Annotated in this window: 18 protein-coding genes; 11 read left to right on the forward strand and 7 right to left on the reverse strand. The window is 75.2% G+C overall.

Annotated features, from left to right (window positions below; genetic code table 11):
• Window positions 1-18: 18 nt before the first annotated feature.
• The 5 genes from BJ968_RS13280 to BJ968_RS13300 form a co-directional block, all read right to left on the reverse strand.
• Complete coding sequence (locus tag BJ968_RS13280) at window positions 19-2160, reverse strand: SpoIIE family protein phosphatase (RefSeq protein WP_179752565.1); 2142 nt, start codon at window positions 2158-2160, stop codon at window positions 19-21.
• Window positions 2161-2455: 295 nt separating this feature from the next.
• Window positions 2456-2689 carry a hypothetical protein gene (locus BJ968_RS13285; protein ID WP_179752567.1) on the reverse strand — a complete coding sequence of 78 codons (234 nt, stop codon included), beginning with the start codon at window positions 2687-2689 and terminating at the stop codon, window positions 2456-2458.
• Window positions 2690-2781: 92 nt separating this feature from the next.
• Window positions 2782-3795 carry an alpha/beta hydrolase fold domain-containing protein gene (locus BJ968_RS24645; protein WP_179752569.1) on the reverse strand — a complete coding sequence of 338 codons (1014 nt, stop codon included), beginning with the start codon at window positions 3793-3795 and terminating at the stop codon, window positions 2782-2784.
• A gap of 77 nt (window positions 3796-3872) precedes the next feature.
• On the reverse strand, window positions 3873-4661 hold the full coding sequence (locus BJ968_RS13295) for an SDR family oxidoreductase (protein ID WP_179752571.1): 789 nt from the start codon (window positions 4659-4661) through the stop codon (window positions 3873-3875).
• Window positions 4662-4708: 47 nt separating this feature from the next.
• Window positions 4709-5068: a nuclear transport factor 2 family protein gene (locus tag BJ968_RS13300; protein ID WP_179752573.1), complete on the reverse strand. Its 360-nt coding sequence runs from the start codon at window positions 5066-5068 to the stop codon at window positions 4709-4711.
• Window positions 5069-5146: 78 nt separating this feature from the next.
• Here BJ968_RS13300 and BJ968_RS13305 point away from each other — a divergent pair, with 78 nt between their 5' ends.
• Window positions 5147-5941, forward strand: coding sequence for a MerR family transcriptional regulator (locus BJ968_RS13305; RefSeq protein WP_179752575.1), 795 nt, complete (start codon window positions 5147-5149; stop codon window positions 5939-5941).
• 51 nt (window positions 5942-5992) lie between these two features.
• Here BJ968_RS13305 and BJ968_RS13310 read toward each other — a convergent pair whose 3' ends face one another.
• Together BJ968_RS13310 and BJ968_RS13315 are read right to left on the reverse strand one after the other, a co-directional pair.
• Window positions 5993-6247: a hypothetical protein gene (locus BJ968_RS13310; RefSeq protein ID WP_179752577.1), complete on the reverse strand. Its 255-nt coding sequence runs from the start codon at window positions 6245-6247 to the stop codon at window positions 5993-5995.
• An 82-nt stretch (window positions 6248-6329) separates the two neighbouring features.
• The gene (locus BJ968_RS13315) at window positions 6330-7397 is read right to left on the reverse strand and encodes a DUF3616 domain-containing protein (protein ID WP_179752579.1); all 1068 of its coding nucleotides are present in this window, start codon (window positions 7395-7397) and stop codon (window positions 6330-6332) included.
• Window positions 7398-7640: 243 nt separating this feature from the next.
• Here BJ968_RS13315 and dnaK point away from each other — a divergent pair, with 243 nt between their 5' ends.
• From dnaK to BJ968_RS13365, 10 genes are all read left to right on the forward strand, one after another.
• Complete coding sequence (gene dnaK / locus BJ968_RS13320) at window positions 7641-9515, forward strand: molecular chaperone DnaK (protein ID WP_179752582.1); 1875 nt, start codon at window positions 7641-7643, stop codon at window positions 9513-9515.
• The gene (gene grpE / locus BJ968_RS13325; protein ID WP_179752584.1) at window positions 9515-10117 is read left to right on the forward strand and encodes a nucleotide exchange factor GrpE; all 603 of its coding nucleotides are present in this window, start codon (window positions 9515-9517) and stop codon (window positions 10115-10117) included. The genes dnaK and grpE overlap by 1 nt, the downstream gene beginning before the upstream one ends.
• A 37-nt stretch (window positions 10118-10154) precedes the next feature.
• A complete protein-coding gene (locus BJ968_RS25710; protein WP_179752585.1) occupies window positions 10155-11207 on the forward strand; it encodes a DnaJ C-terminal domain-containing protein in 1053 nt (350 codons plus the stop codon).
• A 142-nt stretch (window positions 11208-11349) separates the two neighbouring features.
• Window positions 11350-11727, forward strand: a complete 378-nt coding sequence (locus BJ968_RS24665; RefSeq protein WP_218886055.1) for a heat shock protein transcriptional repressor HspR — start codon at window positions 11350-11352, stop codon at window positions 11725-11727.
• A gap of 1 nt (window position 11728) precedes the next feature.
• Window positions 11729-12571: a phosphotransferase gene (locus tag BJ968_RS13340; protein ID WP_179752589.1), complete on the forward strand. Its 843-nt coding sequence runs from the start codon at window positions 11729-11731 to the stop codon at window positions 12569-12571.
• Between the two features lie 95 nt (window positions 12572-12666).
• A complete protein-coding gene (locus BJ968_RS26660) occupies window positions 12667-13833 on the forward strand; it encodes a diguanylate cyclase domain-containing protein (RefSeq protein ID WP_179752591.1) in 1167 nt (388 codons plus the stop codon).
• A 44-nt stretch (window positions 13834-13877) separates the two neighbouring features.
• Window positions 13878-14714: an alpha/beta fold hydrolase gene (locus BJ968_RS13350; protein ID WP_179752593.1), complete on the forward strand. Its 837-nt coding sequence runs from the start codon at window positions 13878-13880 to the stop codon at window positions 14712-14714.
• On the forward strand, window positions 14707-15291 hold the full coding sequence (locus BJ968_RS13355; protein ID WP_179752595.1) for a WHG domain-containing protein: 585 nt from the start codon (window positions 14707-14709) through the stop codon (window positions 15289-15291). Before BJ968_RS13350 ends, BJ968_RS13355 begins: the two co-directional genes overlap by 8 nt.
• Before the next feature lie 124 nt (window positions 15292-15415).
• Window positions 15416-16408 carry a beta-propeller fold lactonase family protein gene (locus BJ968_RS13360; protein ID WP_179752597.1) on the forward strand — a complete coding sequence of 331 codons (993 nt, stop codon included), beginning with the start codon at window positions 15416-15418 and terminating at the stop codon, window positions 16406-16408.
• Window positions 16409-16487: 79 nt separating this feature from the next.
• A complete protein-coding gene (locus BJ968_RS13365; protein ID WP_179752599.1) occupies window positions 16488-16655 on the forward strand; it encodes a hypothetical protein in 168 nt (55 codons plus the stop codon).
• The last annotated feature ends 56 nt before the right edge of the window (window positions 16656-16711 follow it).

Raw genomic sequence — 16711 nt, forward strand, 5'->3', positions numbered from 1 at the left:
GGTCGGGGGCTCACCCCCTCACGGACCGGTGCCGGTGCCGCCGCCGGGGCCCGTGTCCATCCCGGCCAGGGCCAGGACCTGCTGGGCGACGGTGCCGGGGCTGCTCAGCAGGCTGACCTGGACCCCGACCCGCTCGGCCTGGTCCAGGCGCCGGCGCAGGGCGTGCAGGGCCGCGCTGGACAGCACCGTCACCTCCTGCAGGTCCACCTGCACCGGAGCGGCCCCCGGCACCACGCTCAACGCCAGCTGCGAGTCCAGCTCGGCCGCGTTGGCCGCGTCGACCGGCCCGCGCACCGTCACCACCGACCGCCCCTGGTGGTGCTGGGTGTAGGTGTCGAAGAACCCCGGCACCCGCCGCGGGGCCACCGGGGCCGCACCGCGGGGGGACTTCCACGGACGGAACACGACGGTGACGGTGCTGCCGGCCGCTGAGGACTCGACGTGCACCTGCTCGGCGAAGTCCTGCGCGAAGGTCAGGCCCAGCCCCCGGCCGGCCACCGGCTCCGGCCGCGGCACCCAGGTGCCCTCGTCGGCGACGCTCAACGTGATCAGGCCCAGGTCGTCGAGGTGGGCGTGCACGGTGACCGGGCCGCCACCTTCCGCGCGCACGAGGCCCCCGGGGTCCCCGGGGCTGCCGTAGGCGTGTTCGACGACGTTCTCCAGCAACTCGCTGACGACCTCGTCGAGCTGGTCCACGGCCAGCAGCGCCACCCGTTCCGCCCCCAGCCACCGGCGCAGCGCAGCCCGCACCGCCGGGATCCCCGACCGGGTCAGGTGCGTGTGCAGGTGCAGGTCCGGCGACGGCGTCACCGGCTGCAGCGCCAGCAGGGTGACGTCGTCGACCGACCCGGTCTCGCGGGTCAACCGCTCCAGCGTCTGCACGCTCACCCGATCCACCGCCGAGGCCAGCGTGAACACCGGCATCAACCCGTCGGCCGCGGCCGCCGCCGCCACCTGGGCCAGCTCCACCGTCCCGACCGTCGCCGCCACCCCGGGCCGCTCGACGATCCCGTCGGTGTACAGCAGCACCAGCTCACCCGCACCCAGCCCGGCGTGCTGGACGCTGCGCCCGGTCCTCGGGCCGATGCTGCCCCGGACACCGGCGCGACCCCCGGCCGCGCCGGTGCTCGTGCTGGTGTGGCCCAGCGGCGGAGCACCGCTGGGATCCAGGTAACGGCTGCCGCCCTCGAGGTTGAGGACCAGCGGCGGGGGGTGACCGGCCGCGCAGTACGCCACCGCGCGCCGGCCGGAACCGGCGTCGGGGCCCAGCACGAGCACGCACACCGTCGCCGAGCGCGCCGCGGGCACGACCCGGGTGAAGCGGTCCAAGGCGGTGACCACCTGCGCCGGGTCCGCACCGGCGTCCAGGCGTTCCAGGGCCACCGCGCGCAGCTGCGCCATGACCGCCGACGCCGCGACCCCGTGCCCCACCACGTCGCCGACGACCGCAGCCACGGTCCCGTCGGGGCGGGCCAGCACGTCGAACCAGTCCCCACCGGCGGCCTGCTCGGCGCCGCCGACGACGTAGCTGGCGGCCACCTCCACGCCCGGGAGCACCGGCAACCGGGCCGGCAGCAGCGCCCGCTGCACCTCCTCGATGACGTCGGTGGCCCGCCGGTAGCGCCGCGACAGCTCCACGGCCTCAGCCGCCTGCTCGTGGTCGGCGCGGACCTGGTCGGTGACGTCGTGGCCGCTGGCGATGGAACCGACGACGTGGCCGGAGGCGTCGCGCAGGGGCAGGAAGTCCATGTCGGCGAAGACCTCCTGCGCGGAGCCGGCGGCCGTCACGACGCCGAAGCGCACACCACGGGCGGTGAGCCGCTCACCGGCGTAGACGCGGTCGAGCATCTCGATCAGCCCCTGACCCTCGGCCCCGGTGAGGTAGTCGGCGATCTGCCGGCCCACGTTGCGCTGGTCCCCGTAGAGGGCGACGACCTCGTCGGTCTCCCCGACGTTCACGTGGTCCGGGCCGCGGAAGACCTGGACGTAGTAGGGCAGCTGGCGCAACGCCGCCGCCCTCCAGCGGTGGTCGCCGTGGACCGCCTCGTCGTCACCGAAGTCGACCGGACCGCCGTCGACCGGCCCGCAGCCGTCGCTGGAGCCGCGGTCGGGAGTGCCGTCAGGAGTGTCGGGGGTGCCGGGGGTGTCGTCGGTGCTCACCGCTGCCGCCGGCCGCCCTCGGGCGCGCTCCCGCGCGCGGAGGGGACCGTGGTGGGGCCTGCCCGGAGATCCATGACCTTCAACCCACCACTCCCACGTCCAGGCGATCGTGCGCACGGTGTTCGACGCGTCCCCGAGACCTGCAGGCTACCCAGCGACCCCTGCTCCCGCCCCCGCAGGACGAGCGCGGGCCGTGGCCTGCGGAGCCGGGGCCGGGTCGTGGGATCGTCACCAGCGGTCCGAGGGGGACTCGGCGGGTCCGCGTACCGCTCCTCCACGCGGTGAGGAGGCGCGCTCAGCCCGCGGTGCGGGGCGCGAGTTCGTGACGGGTCCGGCGCTTCACCGATTCGCCGAACAGGCACAGGCCGGCGTTCACCAGCACCAGCCCCACGGTCCCCTGCCCTCCCCACCGCAGCGTCGCCGCACCCGACGCCCGGCGCTGGGCGGCGTCGACGGCGGTGCTCAGCCCGGCCCCGACCAGCAGCAGTCCGGCCGGTGCCAGCCGTTTCCAGGCGGTGAGGTCGTCCACGGGACCAGTCTGCACCCGCTGACGGCCACCGCCCCCGGGGACCGTGTCGCGGTCGTGGCGCTGCCGCCAGGTCCCCGGAACGCCCGGTGCCCCTACCCGCCCACCAGGCGCCGCAACCACGCCGCGCGGGCGGCGACCGCGTCCTGCGAGAGCGTCGCGGCCGGGGCCACGACGTCGAACCCGTGGAAACCGCCGGGCCAGACGTGCAGCTCGCCGCGGCCACCGGCACGCCACAGCCGGCTCGCGAACGCGACGTCCTCGTCGCGGAACGTCTCGGCCGAGCCGACGTCGATGAAGGTGGGCGGCAGGCCGGAGAGGTCCTCGGCCCGGGCGGGCGCGGCGTACGGGGACACGTCCGGCCCCCCGCGCACGCCCTCGCCGAGGAGCGCGTTCCAGCCGGTCTCGTTGGAACTGCTGTCCCACACGCCCAGGCCGCGCATCTGGCGCGCGGAGGGCGAGTCGTTGCGGTCGTCGAGCATGGGGCTCAGGAGCAGCAGCCCCGCGATCGCCGGGCCCCCGCGGTCGCGGGCCGCGAGCGCGACGCCCGCGGCCAGTCCGCCGCCGGCGCTCGTGCCGGCGACGACGACGGACCCGGGGTCCACGTCGAGTTCCCCGGCGTGCTCGGACAGCCAGCGCAGACCGGCGTAGCTGTCCTCGACGGGACCGGGGTGGGGGGTTTCGGGTGCGAGCCGGTACTCGACCGAGACGACCGCCGCGCCCAGCGGTTCGGCCAGGTCCAGCACCTGCGGGAGGCCGAACCGGTTGTCCCCGAGGATCATCCCGCCGCCGTGGACGAAGTAGAGGGCCGGGGCCGGCGTGCGCGCGTGCCGGGGGAGGCAGACGAGCAGCGCGACGTCCGGGTCCCCGTCCGGGCCGGGCACGGTCCTCTCGTGCACGCGGTAGGCGCCGCCGCGCGAGAGGACGTCCGCGGTCGGGACCGGTACGCCGGGGACGGGGCGGCGCATCTCGGCGATGGTGTCCGGGCGGTACGCGTCCGGGGGGCGGGTGCTGGTCAGCGCGGCCACGACGGGGGCGAGTTCGGGGTCGAAGGGTGGTGGGGGCCCGACCGGCTGGGCGGTGGGCGTCTCGGTGGTGCTGCTGGTCACGGGTTTCCTCGTCGTCCGGGGGTCTGCGGGGGGTGCGGGCGGGGCGGCGACGGTCACGCCGCCGCCCCGTCGCCGGTTCAGACGGTCGGGACCGTGCCGCCGTCGATGACGTACTCGGCGCCCACGGCGGCCGACGCGCGGTCGGACACGAGGAAACCGACCAGGTCGGCGACCTCCTCGGGTCGCGCGAACCGTCCCAGCGGGACCCCGCCGAGGGAGTCGAAGACGGTCTGCTCGGCGGCCTCGCGGGTGAGGCCGTTGCCCTCGGCGATCCGGTCCACGAACCGCTCGTAGGCCTCGGTCTCGATCCCGCCGGGGCTGATGGCGTTGACCCGGACCCCGCGGGGCGCGAGCTCGTTGGCCAGGCCCTTGCTGTACGTGCGCAGCGCCGCCTTGGCCGCCGCGTACGCCAGGGTCGCGTCGTGCTGCGGCAGTTCCCGCTGGATGGAGGTGAAGTGCAGCACCACGCCCGACCCCTTCTCCAGCATCGCCGGCAGCAGCGCCCGGTCCAGGCGGACGGCGCCCAGGAGGTTCAGGGCGATCTCGCCCAGCCACTGCTCGTCGGTGGTGGCCGCGAACCCGCCCGGCGGCGTCGAGGAACCCCCGACGACGTGCACGAGGACGTCGAGCGCGCCGGCCTCCTCGGTGATGCGGTCCGCCACGAACCGGGTGCCCTCGACGGTCGCGGTGTCCGCCGCGATGAACCGGTCGGGCCGGTCGTACCTGTCGGGCACGGTGCGGGCCGTGGTCCACACGTCCGCCCCCATCTCCCGCAGGCGGGCGACGACGGCCTCGCCCGTCCCCTTCGAACCGCCCGTGACGAGCGCGCGGCGGCCGTCGAGGCGGTCGCGTTCCCCGCTGGACATGCTTGTCCTCCTTCTTCCCTCTGGTGTCCGGTGGTTCCCGGGTGTGCTCAGGCGTCGTGGTTGGCGATGACGAGTTCGCTGATGAGGTCGCCGCGCAGGGTGAAGCGGTAGTCCAGGTCGGCGACGCCGCCCGGGAAGGTCCCCTCGATGCGAAGGGTCACCACCCAGTGCTCGTCGTCGACGCGGCGGGCGCCGGTCTGCTCGGTCGTGTACTCGAACTCGGCGCCGGCGTCGCGGACGAAGGCGTGCACCTCGTCGCGACCCCTGAAGGTCTCGTCCTGGTCGACGACCACGACGTCCTCGGCGAGGAACGCCGAGGCCGTGTCGGCGTCGTGGGCGGTGCTGGCCGCGAGGAAGTCGCGGACGGTGGTCGGGAGGGCGTCGGACCGGAGGTCTGTGTTCGTCATGCCGTCACCGTGCGGCCTCGCGGTCGTGGAGGGTCAAGCGCTGGACCCTCCCCCGGGGGGAGCCCCCACACTGGCGGGGTGCTGACCATCGGGGAGTTCTCCCGCCTGACCCACCTGAGCGTGCGCACCCTGCGCCGCTACCACGAGGGCGCCCTGCTGGAACCGGCCGTGGTGGACGAGGCCACCGGCTACCGCTACTACTCCCTCGAGCAGATCCCGACCGCCCAGGTCATCAGCCGCCTCCGGGAACTCGACGTCCCCCTGGGCGACGTGCAGCGGATCCTGCGGACGCCGGACCCCGGTGTCCGCTCGGCCCTGGTCGCCGAGCACCTGCAGCGCCTGGAGGAGCAGCTGGACCGCACCCGGGCGGCGGTCACCTCGCTGCGCCGGCTCCTGCGGCCCGATCCCGCGCCGATCGAGGTCGAGCTGCGGGCCGAACCGGCCCGCACGGTCGCCGCGGTGGAGGCGGTGATCGGCGACGGCGACGTCGAGGCGTGGTTCGCCGGCGCGGTGGCCGAGCTGGAGGCGGCCGTGGGGGACGCCGTGACGGGGCCACCGGGCGGGACCTACGACAACGCGCTGTTCGAGGAGGGCCGCGGCCACGTGCTCGTCTACCTGCCCACCGCCGTCCCGCCGCGCACGGGACGGGTCCACCCCGCGACCCTGCCGGCCGCGGAGCTGGCGGTGACCACCCACGCCGGCGAGCACGACGGCGTGGAGGTCACCTACGGCCAGCTCGGCACCTGGGTCGTGGAGAACGCGATGTCGGTGGCCGGGCCGGTGCGGGAGGTCTACCGCGTCGGGCCCCGCCAGACGGCCGACCCGGCCGCCTGGCGCACGGAGATCGGGTGGCCGGTGTTCCGCGTCGCGTGAGGAGCTGCGGGCGGCCGCCGGACCCGCACGGCCCCGGGACCGCGTCCCGGCTCAGCGCCCACCGCGCGAGTTCCAGCCGCGCACCGTGAGGAACACGCCGGCGGCCACGGCGCCGTACGCCGCCCAGCCCAGCGCGGCGTGGTCCAGCACCGTCTCCCACGTGTCCGAACCCCCGGGCCCGGAGGGCCGGTGCGCGGCGGCCACGCCGTGGAAGGCCACCCCCGCGACGACCAGGACGATCCCCAGCACCAGCGACGGCACGGCCCACCGGCGGCCCCGGGCGCGCTGCTCCCCTTCGACGCTCACCCCCCGATCCTGGCGCGGCACCGCCGGGTGCCCATCGGCCGATCGTCGCGGCGCCGCGGACCGGGGGACGGACGCCGGGCCCTCAGCCCAGCGGCCACACGTCGGCGAGCACCCCGCCGTCGTGGGTGTGCCGGGACGCCGCGGGGGAGTCCAGGACGACGAGGAGCTCCCCGCCCACGACGGCGATCCCCTCGGGGTGGTCCTCGCCGCGCCCGTGCGGCAGCTCGTGCACGACGGGCAGGTCCGCGGCGCGCACGACCTCCGCGGCGTCGGTGACGCACCCCCCGGCCCAGCGGTGCACGCGCACCGGGCCGGACAGCGCCATCGACGGGCCGCTGAGCACGAGCAGGTCGTCGCCGTCGGGGCACAGGTCGCGGACGCCCAGGCCCTGCAGGTCCAGCAGGTGCACCCGGTGGCGCGTGCCGTCGCCGAGGTCGTCCAGCTGCAGGCGCCCGGGGTGCTTGCGGTGGGTCCGGGGGCGCAGTTCCAGCAGGACGGCCCACCCGCGCAGGACCGGCCCGCGCAGCCCGACGTACAGGCGGGTCCCGGCCGCGGAGCGGTGGACGGCGACGCCCTCGACGTCGAGGCCGTTGTCCTTGGAGGGGATGCGCAGGAAGGGGGCGAGCAGGTCGTCGTCGCGCAGCTCGCGGGTGAGGTCGTCGTCGTGGGCGCCGAGGACGGCCGCGGTGAGGGTCTCGCCGTCGAGGCGGACCTCGCGGGCCGGCAGCCCGGTCGCGGGGTCGACGGGCAGCCGGACGAGGACGAAGCGGTTGGCCTCGCGGACGACCCGCCCGAGCCGCGCGCGGGCCTTGACGTCGCTGTCGCCGGCGCGGACGCGCTTGCGCTTGAGGCTGTGCGAGCCGACGGCCCACAGCCACGGGCCGCTGCGGGCCAGGCCCTCGACGTCGGCCTCCTCGTGCGGGGGGCCGGGCAGGTCGACGAGGTCGGCGAGCGCCACGGTGACCTGGTGGTCGTAGGAGGTGACGTGCCCGCCGGTGCGGACGGCCGTGAGGCGTTCGACGGTGGCGGTCTCGTCGCCGGCGACCCACAGGTGCTCGCCGTCGCCGCGGACGGCGGAGAGGTTGACGTGCGTCATCCCCGCCCTGGACGTGTCGTCGAAGTGCAGGGGGACGCGACGCAGCGGTTCCACGCCGGGTGAGCGTGCGAGGGGGGCCGCGGGTTCCCGCTCGAAGCACGGTCCGGGCCCTCCCTGCGCGCGTGCGAGGGCCCGGACCGTGCTTCGAGCGGGAAGAGGGGGCGGGAACAAGAGGGGGTGCTCGGTAGTTGAGCCCATCAGACTCAAGTTCGACGCTCTCCGCTTGACAGGCGGGCAGCGGTCGGCGAACTTGAGTGAGGAAGGCTCAACAGTCAGTCGCTCGGGAGGGCAACCACCATGGCACGTGCGGTCGGCATCGACCTCGGGACCACCAACTCCGTCGTCTCCGTCCTCGAGGGTGGGGAACCGACGGTCATCGCGAACGCCGAGGGCGGTCGCACCACGCCGTCCGTCGTCGCGTTCGCCAAGAACGGCGAGGTGCTGGTCGGGGAGATCGCCAAGCGCCAGGCCGTCACCAACGTCGACCGGACCATCCGGTCCGTCAAGCGCCACGTCGGCACCGACTGGAACGTCTCCATCGACGACAAGAAGTACACCCCGCAGGAGATCAGCGCCCGCATCCTGCAGAAGCTCAAGCGCGACGCCGAGAGCTACCTCGGCGAGGCCGTGACCGACGCCGTCATCACCGTGCCCGCGTACTTCTCCGACGCCCAGCGCCAGGCCACCAAGGAGGCCGGCGAGATCGCCGGCCTGAACGTCCTGCGCATCATCAACGAGCCCACCGCGGCCGCCCTCGCCTACGGGCTGGAGAAGGGCAAGGAGGACGAGCTCATCCTCGTCTTCGACCTCGGTGGCGGCACCTTCGACGTCTCCCTGCTCGAGGTCGGCAAGGACGACGACGGCTTCTCCACCATCCAGGTCCGCGCCACCTCCGGCGACAACCACCTCGGTGGTGACGACTGGGACCAGCGCATCGTCGACCACCTGCTGAAGAAGGTCCAGGGCGCCTACGGCATCGACCTGTCCAAGGACAAGATCGCGATGCAGCGCCTGCGGGAGTCCGCCGAGCAGGCCAAGAAGGAGCTGTCGACGGCCACCAGCACCGGCATCTCGCTGCAGTACCTGTCGATGACGGAGAACGGCCCCGTCCACCTGGACGAGCAGCTGACCCGCGCGCAGTTCGAGCAGATGACCCAGGACCTGCTGGACCGCACCAAGAAGCCGTTCCACGACGTCATCCGCGACGCCGACGTCAAGCTCGCCGACATCCACCACGTCGTGCTCGTGGGTGGTTCCACCCGCATGCCCGCGGTGACGAACGTCGTCAAGGAGCTGACCGGCGGCAAGGAGCCCAACAAGGGCGTCAACCCGGACGAGGTCGTCGCCATCGGCGCCGCCCTGCAGGCCGGTGTCCTCAAGGGCGAGCGCAAGGACGTCCTGCTCATCGACGTCACCCCGCTGTCCCTGGGCATCGAGACCAAGGGCGGGATCATGACCAAGCTCATCGAGCGCAACACGGCCATCCCGACCAAGCGCTCGGAGGTCTTCACGACCGCCGACGACAACCAGCCCTCGGTGCTCATCCAGGTGTTCCAGGGCGAGCGCGAGCTGGCCCGCGACAACAAGCCGCTGGGCACGTTCGAGCTGACCGGCATCGCCCCCGCCCCGCGCGGCGTGCCGCAGGTCGAGGTCACCTTCGACATCGACGCCAACGGCATCGTGCACGTCAACGCGAAGGACCGCGGCACGGGCAAGGAGCAGTCGATGACCATCTCCGGCGGCAGCGCGCTGTCGAAGGAGGACATCGAGCGCATGGTCAAGGACGCCGAGCAGCACGCGAACGAGGACAAGCAGCGCCGCGAGGAGGCCGAGGCCCGCAACCAGGCCGAGGCGCTCGTCTACCAGACCGAGAAGTTCGTCGCGGACAACTCCGACAAGCTGCCCGACGACGGCAAGGCCAAGGTCGAAGCCGCTGTGGCGGAGCTGAAGACGGCCCTCAACGGCACCGACGCGGCCGAGATCAAGGCCAAGTCCGACGCCGTCGCGCAGGCCTCCCAGGAACTGGGCTCGGCGCTGTACGCCGCGCAGCAGTCCGAGGGTGCGTCCGCCGGTGACGCCGGTGCGTCCGCCGGCCCCGACTTCACCAAGCCGTCCGCGTCCGACGACGACGTGGTGGACGCCGAGGTCGTCGACGACGAGAAGGACAAGTGATGGCGGAGGAGTTCTCCGAACCCACCGTCGTCCGCGACAACCGGCGCATCGACCCCGAGACGGGCGAGGTCCGCGGTGAGGCCGCCCCCGAGCAGGCTGCGCAGCAGACGCCGGCGCAGCCCACCGTGGGCGGCCCGGACGACGGCGCCGAGTCCTACGGCGCCTCGGCCGAGCTCGACGCGGCGCAGGCCCTCGCGGCCCAGCGGCTCGACGAGCTGCAGCGGCTGAACGCGGAGTACGTGAACTACCGCAAGCGCGTCGACCGCGACCGCGACGTCGCCAAGAACGCGGCGCTCGCGGGCGTGGCCGAGGCCCTGCTGCCGGTCCTGGACGACATCCACCTGGCCCGTCAGCACGGCGACCTCACCGGCCCGTTCGTGGCGATCGCGGACAAGCTGGAGGCGACGCTGACGCGGTTCGGCCTCGAGCGCTACGGCCAGGACGGTGAACCGTTCGACCCGGCCGTGCACGAGGCCCTCATGCACAGCCACTCCGACGAGTACGAGGTGGCGACGTGCGTGAAGGTGCTGCAGCCGGGTTACCGGTTCGGCGAGCGCGTCCTGCGCCCGGCCCGCGTCGCGGTGGCCGACCCGCAGGGATGACCGCGGTTCCGGCAGGTTTCGAGGGAGGGGGACGTCGATGAGCATGCAGGACTGGGCCGAGAAGGACTTCTACGCGATCCTCGGCGTCTCCCACGACGCCGACGCGGCCGAGATCAAGAAGGCCTACCGCAAGAAGGCCCGCACGCTGCACCCGGACGCCAACCCCGGTGACGCGGCGGCCGAGCAGCAGTTCAAGGAGGTCGGCGAGGCCTACGCGGTCCTGTCCGACCCCGAGCAGCGCCAGCAGTACGACGGCATCCGCGCCATGGTCGGCGGTGGCGCCCGGTTCTCCTCCGGGGGAGCCGGCGGCGCCGGCGGCGGCGCGGGGTTCGAGGACCTGCTCGGCGGGCTGTTCAACCAGGGTCGCGGCGGCGCCCCCGGGGGTGTGCGGTTCGGCACGCCCGGCGGCGCCGGCGGCGGCGGGTTCGAGGACCTGCTCGGCGGGTTGTTCAGCCAGGGCGGTGCGGGCGCCGGGGGCGGGGGTTTCCCCGGTGGTTTCGGCGGCACCCGCGCTCCGCAGCGCGGGCAGGACCTCGACGCCTCGGCGCGGGTCTCCTTCCGCGACGCCCTGGAGGGCAAGACGGTGTCCCTGCGGGTCCCCGACCCGCGCGGCGGCCCGGCCCGCACGGTCAACGCGCGGCTGCCGCAGGGCGTCCGCGACGGCCAGAAGGTGCGGCTGCGCGGCCAGGGCCTGGCCGGTGCGGGCGGCCAGAACGGCGACCTGCTGGTCACCGTGCACGTCGAACCGCACCCGGTGTTCCGCCGCGACGGCGACGACCTGCGCATGACCCTGCCGGTCTCGTTCGGCGAGGCCGTCCTGGGAGCCACCGTGGAGGTCCCGACCCTGGACGGCGCGACCGTCCGGGTGAAGGTCCCCGCGGGCACCCCCTCGGGGCGCTCGCTGCGGCTGAAGGGCCGGGGCGTGAAGCGCTCGCGGTCCACCGACGAGCGGGGCGACCTGTTCGTCACGATCGAGGTGGTCGTCCCGCAGCGGGTCGACGGCGCCGTGCGCGCCGCCGTCGAGGCGTTCGCGGAGGCGACGGCCGGTGAGGACCCGCGCGCCGGGCTGGCCGAGCGCGCCCGCAGCTGAACCCACCCCCGCGCGGTCGGGCACGCCCGTGCCCGGCCGTGCGGGGGCCCGGTCCCAGGGAGGAGAGGGAGAGGTGTACGACCAGGACGTGGACGCCGAGACGGCGCTGTTCGTGATCTCGGTCGCGGCCGACCTCGCGGGGATGCACCCGCAGACGCTGCGCCAGTACGACCGCCTCGGCCTCGTCTCGCCCAGCCGGGCGCCGGGGCGCGGGCGGCGGTACTCCGCGCGCGACATCGCGCAGCTGCGCGAGGTGCAGCGGCTGTCCCAGGAGGACGGCGTGAACCTCGCGGGCATCAAGCGCATCCTGGACCTGGAGAACCAGGTCCTCGCCCTGGGCCACCGCGTCGAGGAGCTGGAGGCCGAGATCGCGCACGTGCGGCAGCAGGCCCGGCGGATCTTCGCCGCCGGGGTGGCCGGGGACATCGTCGCGACCTCCGTGGGGCGCCGGCCCGAGGCGCAGCGTTCCACCGCCCGGTCCACCGCGCTCGTGGTCTGGAAACCCGACCGCGTCCGCTGAGGTGTCCCGCTCCGCCGACCTCGCCGCTGCCCTGGACTGGGCCCTGAGCCGGGTGCCCGACGCCGGGACCCCGGAACTGGTCAAGGACCGTCCGTGGTCCACGGTGTGGCGCATCCCGACCCCGGCCGGCCCGGTCTGGCTCAAGGCCTGTCCCGAGCGCACCCGCCACGAGGTGCGGCTGCTGGCGGCCCTCGCGCGGTGGGGCGCCCCGCACAACCTCGAACCCCTCGCCGTCGACGAGGACCTCGGCACCGTCCTGCTGCCCGACGGTGGCCCGACGCTGCGCGAGGCCCCCGGCCCCTCGTGGGCGGACGTGCTCGCCGGCTACGCGCAGACGCAGCGCACGACCGGGGCCCACGTCGACGAGCTCGTCGCCCTCGGCGTCCCCGACCTGCGCCTGCCGCTGCTGCCCGCCGCGTTCGAACGGCTGGCCCGGCGCTGGGCCCCGGACGTCCTGCCGCTGCTGGGCCGGGTCACCGAGGAGGCCGCCGAACTCGCCGAGCTGGGTCCGGCGCCCACGATCCAGCACGACGACCTGCACGACGGGAACGTCTTCGCCCGCGGCGGCCGCGTCTTCGACTGGGGCGACGCGTGCGTCGCGCACCCCTTCACGAGCCTGCTCGTCGCCTGGGACGGCTCGCCCGAACCCCTGGCCGCCTACCTGGCCCGCTGGCCCGGGGTTCCCCGGCGCGCCGTGGACCTGGGGGTGCGGCTGGGCGTCGTCACGCGCACCGACAGCTGGGACCGCGCGCTGGCCGGCTGGCCCGACCCGCCGGAGCAGTTCCGGGACGCCCCGGCGCAGTGGCTGCGCCGGCTGCGCGAGGCGTACGACGACGACGCGTGACCGCGGTGGCCGGCGGTGTCGCCGGGGCCCCCCGGGGTCCCGGGCGGGCGCAGCACCGGCTCAAGGGCGCTCCTGAACACGTCGACCTACCCGGGGTGAACCCCCCGACGGCCTCCGGCGCGCGAGCGGTCGCCGTGGTCCTCGTCTGGGCCTCCAGCGTCGCCGCGCTCTGCCTGGGCCTGCGCTGGCTCGTCGTCACGGTGGTGGACCTGCACGTGCCGGCCGCGGCGTGCGCCCTCGCCGGTGCCCTCCTGGGGGCGATGGCGGCTCCCCCCGTGAGACTGCCCCTGGAACGGCGCGACGCGGCGGGGCGGGGTGCCCCGATCGTCCTCACGGGCATGCTGTTCCCGGTGGCGATCCTGACCGTGCTCGGGTTCGGGGTCCTGGCTCCGGTCGCGGCCGCCGGTGTCGCCGCCCACGCCGTGCAGGTGCGCCCGACCCGCGGCCAGCTCCTCGGCGGCTGCTCCGCGGCGGTCCTCACGTCGGCGGCGGCGGTGGCCGCGCAGGCCGCCGGGTGGGTCGACAGCCTCGTCGACCCCTCCCGCGGCACGCTGATCACGGTCGTGCTGCTGCTGATGATGTGCCCGCAGGTGGCGAACGCGGCCGACATCGCCCGCCGGGCCCAGGAGGCGGCCCGGGCGCTGGAGTCCGAACGTCGCTCGAGCATGGAACTGCTCGAGCACGCCGCGCTGCACGACACGCTCACCGGCCTGCTGAGCCGGCGGGGGCTGGTGCGGGACCTGGTGCCGGCCGTGGCGGCCGCACGACCCGGAGCGCTCACCGCCGTCCTGTTCGTCGACCTGGACGGCTTCAAGGCCGTCAACGACGTGCACGGCCACGCCGCGGGGGACGTGCTGCTGCGGGAGACCGGGCGGCGCCTGGACGAGGTCCTGCGCCGGACCGGGACCGTCGCGCGGACGGGGGGCGACGAGTTCGTGGTCGTCCTCACCGACCTCGCCGGCCCCGCGCAGGCCGACGCCGTGGCGGTGCGGCTGCGCGCGCAGCTCGAGGCGCCCGTGGCCCTCCCGGACGGCGCCACCGTGGTGGTGGGGGCGAGCGTCGGGGTGGCCGTCACCGGTGTGCCGTGCTCGCCCGAGGCGCTCCTCGACCGGGCCGACGCGGCGATGTACGCGCACAAGCGGGTCCGGCACGCCGGGGACGCCGGCGAGCGCACCCGCCCGGACCGCCGCGGGGCCGCACCGCCACCGCTCGCGCGGGAGCAGGACGGCGGGTGGGCGCCGGGGGTTGACGCGCTCGGCTAATCCTCTTAGCTTTAAGCTAATTACATTAGCTGAGAGGGGTCGTCATGACCGAGCACCTGCGGATCGACGGGGGCACCATCGCCTACGACGTGCACGGCGAGGGCCCGCTCGTCGTCCTGGCCCACGGGATGGGGGACAGCCGGCACTCCTACCGGTTCGTCGCCCCCGCCCTGGCCGCCGCGGGGTACCGCGTCGCCGCCGTCGACCTGCGCGGCTGCGGGGACTCCAGCGTCGGCTGGCCCGGGTACAGCCGCACCGACCTGGCCGGGGACCTCCTCGCCCTCGTCCGCCACCTCGGTGGCCCCGCCGTCCTCGTCGGGCAGTCCGTCAGCGGGGGTGCGGCCACCATCGCCGCCGCCACCGCCCCCGACCTCGTCGCCGGGCTCGTCGAGATCGCCCCCTTCACCCGCCGGCAGTCCCTCGACCTCGCCGGCCTGCTCCGCGTCCGCCGCCACCGCCGGGGGACCGTCCGCCTCGCCCTCGCCGCGGCCACCGGCAGCGTCGGCTGGTGGGCGAAGTACCTCGACGTCGCCTTCCCGACCCGGCCCGCCGACTGGGACGCCGAACTCGCGCGCATCGAGTCGGTGCTGCGCGAACCGGGGCGGATGGCGGCGCTGCGGGCCACGGGGACGTCCTCACCGGCCGACGCGGGGGAACGGCTGCGTGACGTCCGCTGCCCCGTCCTCGTCGTCGAGGGGTCCCTCGACCCCGACTGGGCCGACCCGCGCGCCGAGGGTGAGCGGGTCGTCGCCGACCTGCCCGCCGGGCTGGGGGAGCTCGCCGTCATCGACGGGGCCGGGCACTACCCGCACACCCAGACCCCCCGCGAACTCCTCGCGCTGGTCCTGCCGTTCCTCGCCCGGACCACCGCCCGTGCCTAGGGCCGGCCTGGACCCCGCCACCGTCACCGCCGCCGGTGCCGACCTCGCCGACGAACGCGGCCTGGACCAGCTCAGCATGGGGCTGGTCGCCGAGCGCCTCGGCGTCCGGACCCCCTCGCTCTACAAGCACGTCGAGTCCCTCGCCGACCTGACCCGGCGCGTCGCCGTCCTGGCCGCCGTCGAACTCGGCGACACCCTGCGCGACGCCCTGCAAGGGCTGTCCGGCCGCGACGCCCTCGACGCCGCGGCCCGCACGTTCCGGGCGTACGTCCTCGCCCACCCCGGCCGGTACGCGGCCACCCTGGGCGCCCGCCCCACCGGTCCCGACGACGAGTACGCCGTCGCGACCGCCCGCGTGCTGCACTCCCTCGCCGTCGTCGTGCGCGGCTACGGGGTGGACACCGCGCAGGAGACCCACGCGCTGCGGGTGGTCCGCAGCGCCCTGCACGGCTTCGCCACCCTGGAGGCCGGCGGGGGTTTCCAGCTCGCCACCGACGTCGGGGACAGCTTCACGTGGACGGTGGAGTTCCTCGACCGGGGGTTGCGGGCCACGGCGTCCCAGCGCTCACCCCGGTGAACGGGGCGGGCGGCTGCTCGCCGGCCCTGGGCGCCACCCGGACGTCCCCGGCCGAACCGGGCCGGACGGTGCTCGCCGACCCCGACGGCGACCAGTTCGGGCCGCTCGTGGTGTGATCCGTCCCGTGGACGCACACGTGCTGGCCGTCGGTTCCTACACCGCCGCGACGGGGGGCCGCGGGCCCGGGATCGCGCTCGTCGAGCGGGACCCCGCGACGGGCCGCCTCGGCGCCGTCGGGTCCGTCGCCGACTGCCCCTCCCCGTCGTTCCTGCTGGCCGGGGACGACGGCACCGTCCACGCCGCCCACGAGCTCGACGAGGGTTTCGTCTCCTCCCGCCGCCGCGGCCCCGGCGGCTGGGAACTGCTCGGCGAGGCGCCCAGCGGGGGGCCGTCCCCGTGCCACCTCTCCCTCGTCCCCGGTTTCCTCGTCGTCGCGAACTACGGCGGCGGCGTCGGGGTCGTCGAACTGTCCGGGGGAGCGGTGGGTCGGTTGCGGCAGACGTTGCAGGGCAACGGGTCGGGCCCGGACACCGAACGGCAGGAGGCCTCCCACCCGCACTCGACGCGGCGCGTCGGTCCCCACCTGGCCGTGTTCGACCTCGGCACCGACGAGGTCCGCGTCCACGGCGTCGGTGCCGACGGGCTGACCCCCGACCCCCTGCAGACGCTGGCGCTCGCCCCGGGGACCGGCCCCCGGCACGCCGCCGCGGTCGGGGACCGGTTGTTCGTCGCGGGTGAGCTGGACGCGACGCTCACCTCCCTCGCCGTCCGGGACGGCCTGCTCGCCGACCCGGTGGTGGCCCCCGCGACCGCCGTCCCGCCGGCGCAGCGCACCTACCCCTCGGAGGTGTGCCCGGCCCCGTGGGGCCTGGTCGTGGCGAACCGCCGGGCCGAGGTGCTCACCGTGCACGAGGTCGTGGACGGTGTCGCCCGTCCCGTGCGGGACATCGCGATCGGAGCGGTGAACCCCCGGCACGTCGTGGCGATCGGCCGGCACCTGTACGTCGCCGCGCAGGACTCCGACCAGGTCGTCCACCTCGCCCTCGACGACGACCTGCGGGTCGTCGACCGGTCCGTGGCCGAGACCGGGTCGCCGACGTGCGTGCTGCCGCTGTGACGGTCTGACCCGTGCGGGACGCGTCAGGGCACGGGGGACGGTCCTGCGCCAGGGCGCCAGGGCGCCAGGGCGCCGGGACGTGGAGCTGGCCGTCGGCAGTTTCCTCGTGGGCTTTCCCGGCGCTGGCTCGAACGTCTTCGGCCAGGAGGAGCTCGACCTCGTCGAGCGGTGGTCCTCGTCGACCTCGCTCGTCGGCGAGACCGCTGGTCGGATGCGTGCCGGGCCTCGGCGCTCAGAACGTCGCTGACCACGGGGAGATGCGTCCGTACCGGGTAGTCGGTACCCGGGTGTGCTCGGCCTCGC

Origin of the sequence: Kineococcus aurantiacus (assembly GCF_013409345.1) — a bacterium.
In the GTDB taxonomy this organism is placed as follows: Bacteria; Actinomycetota; Actinomycetes; order Actinomycetales; family Kineococcaceae; genus Kineococcus; species Kineococcus aurantiacus.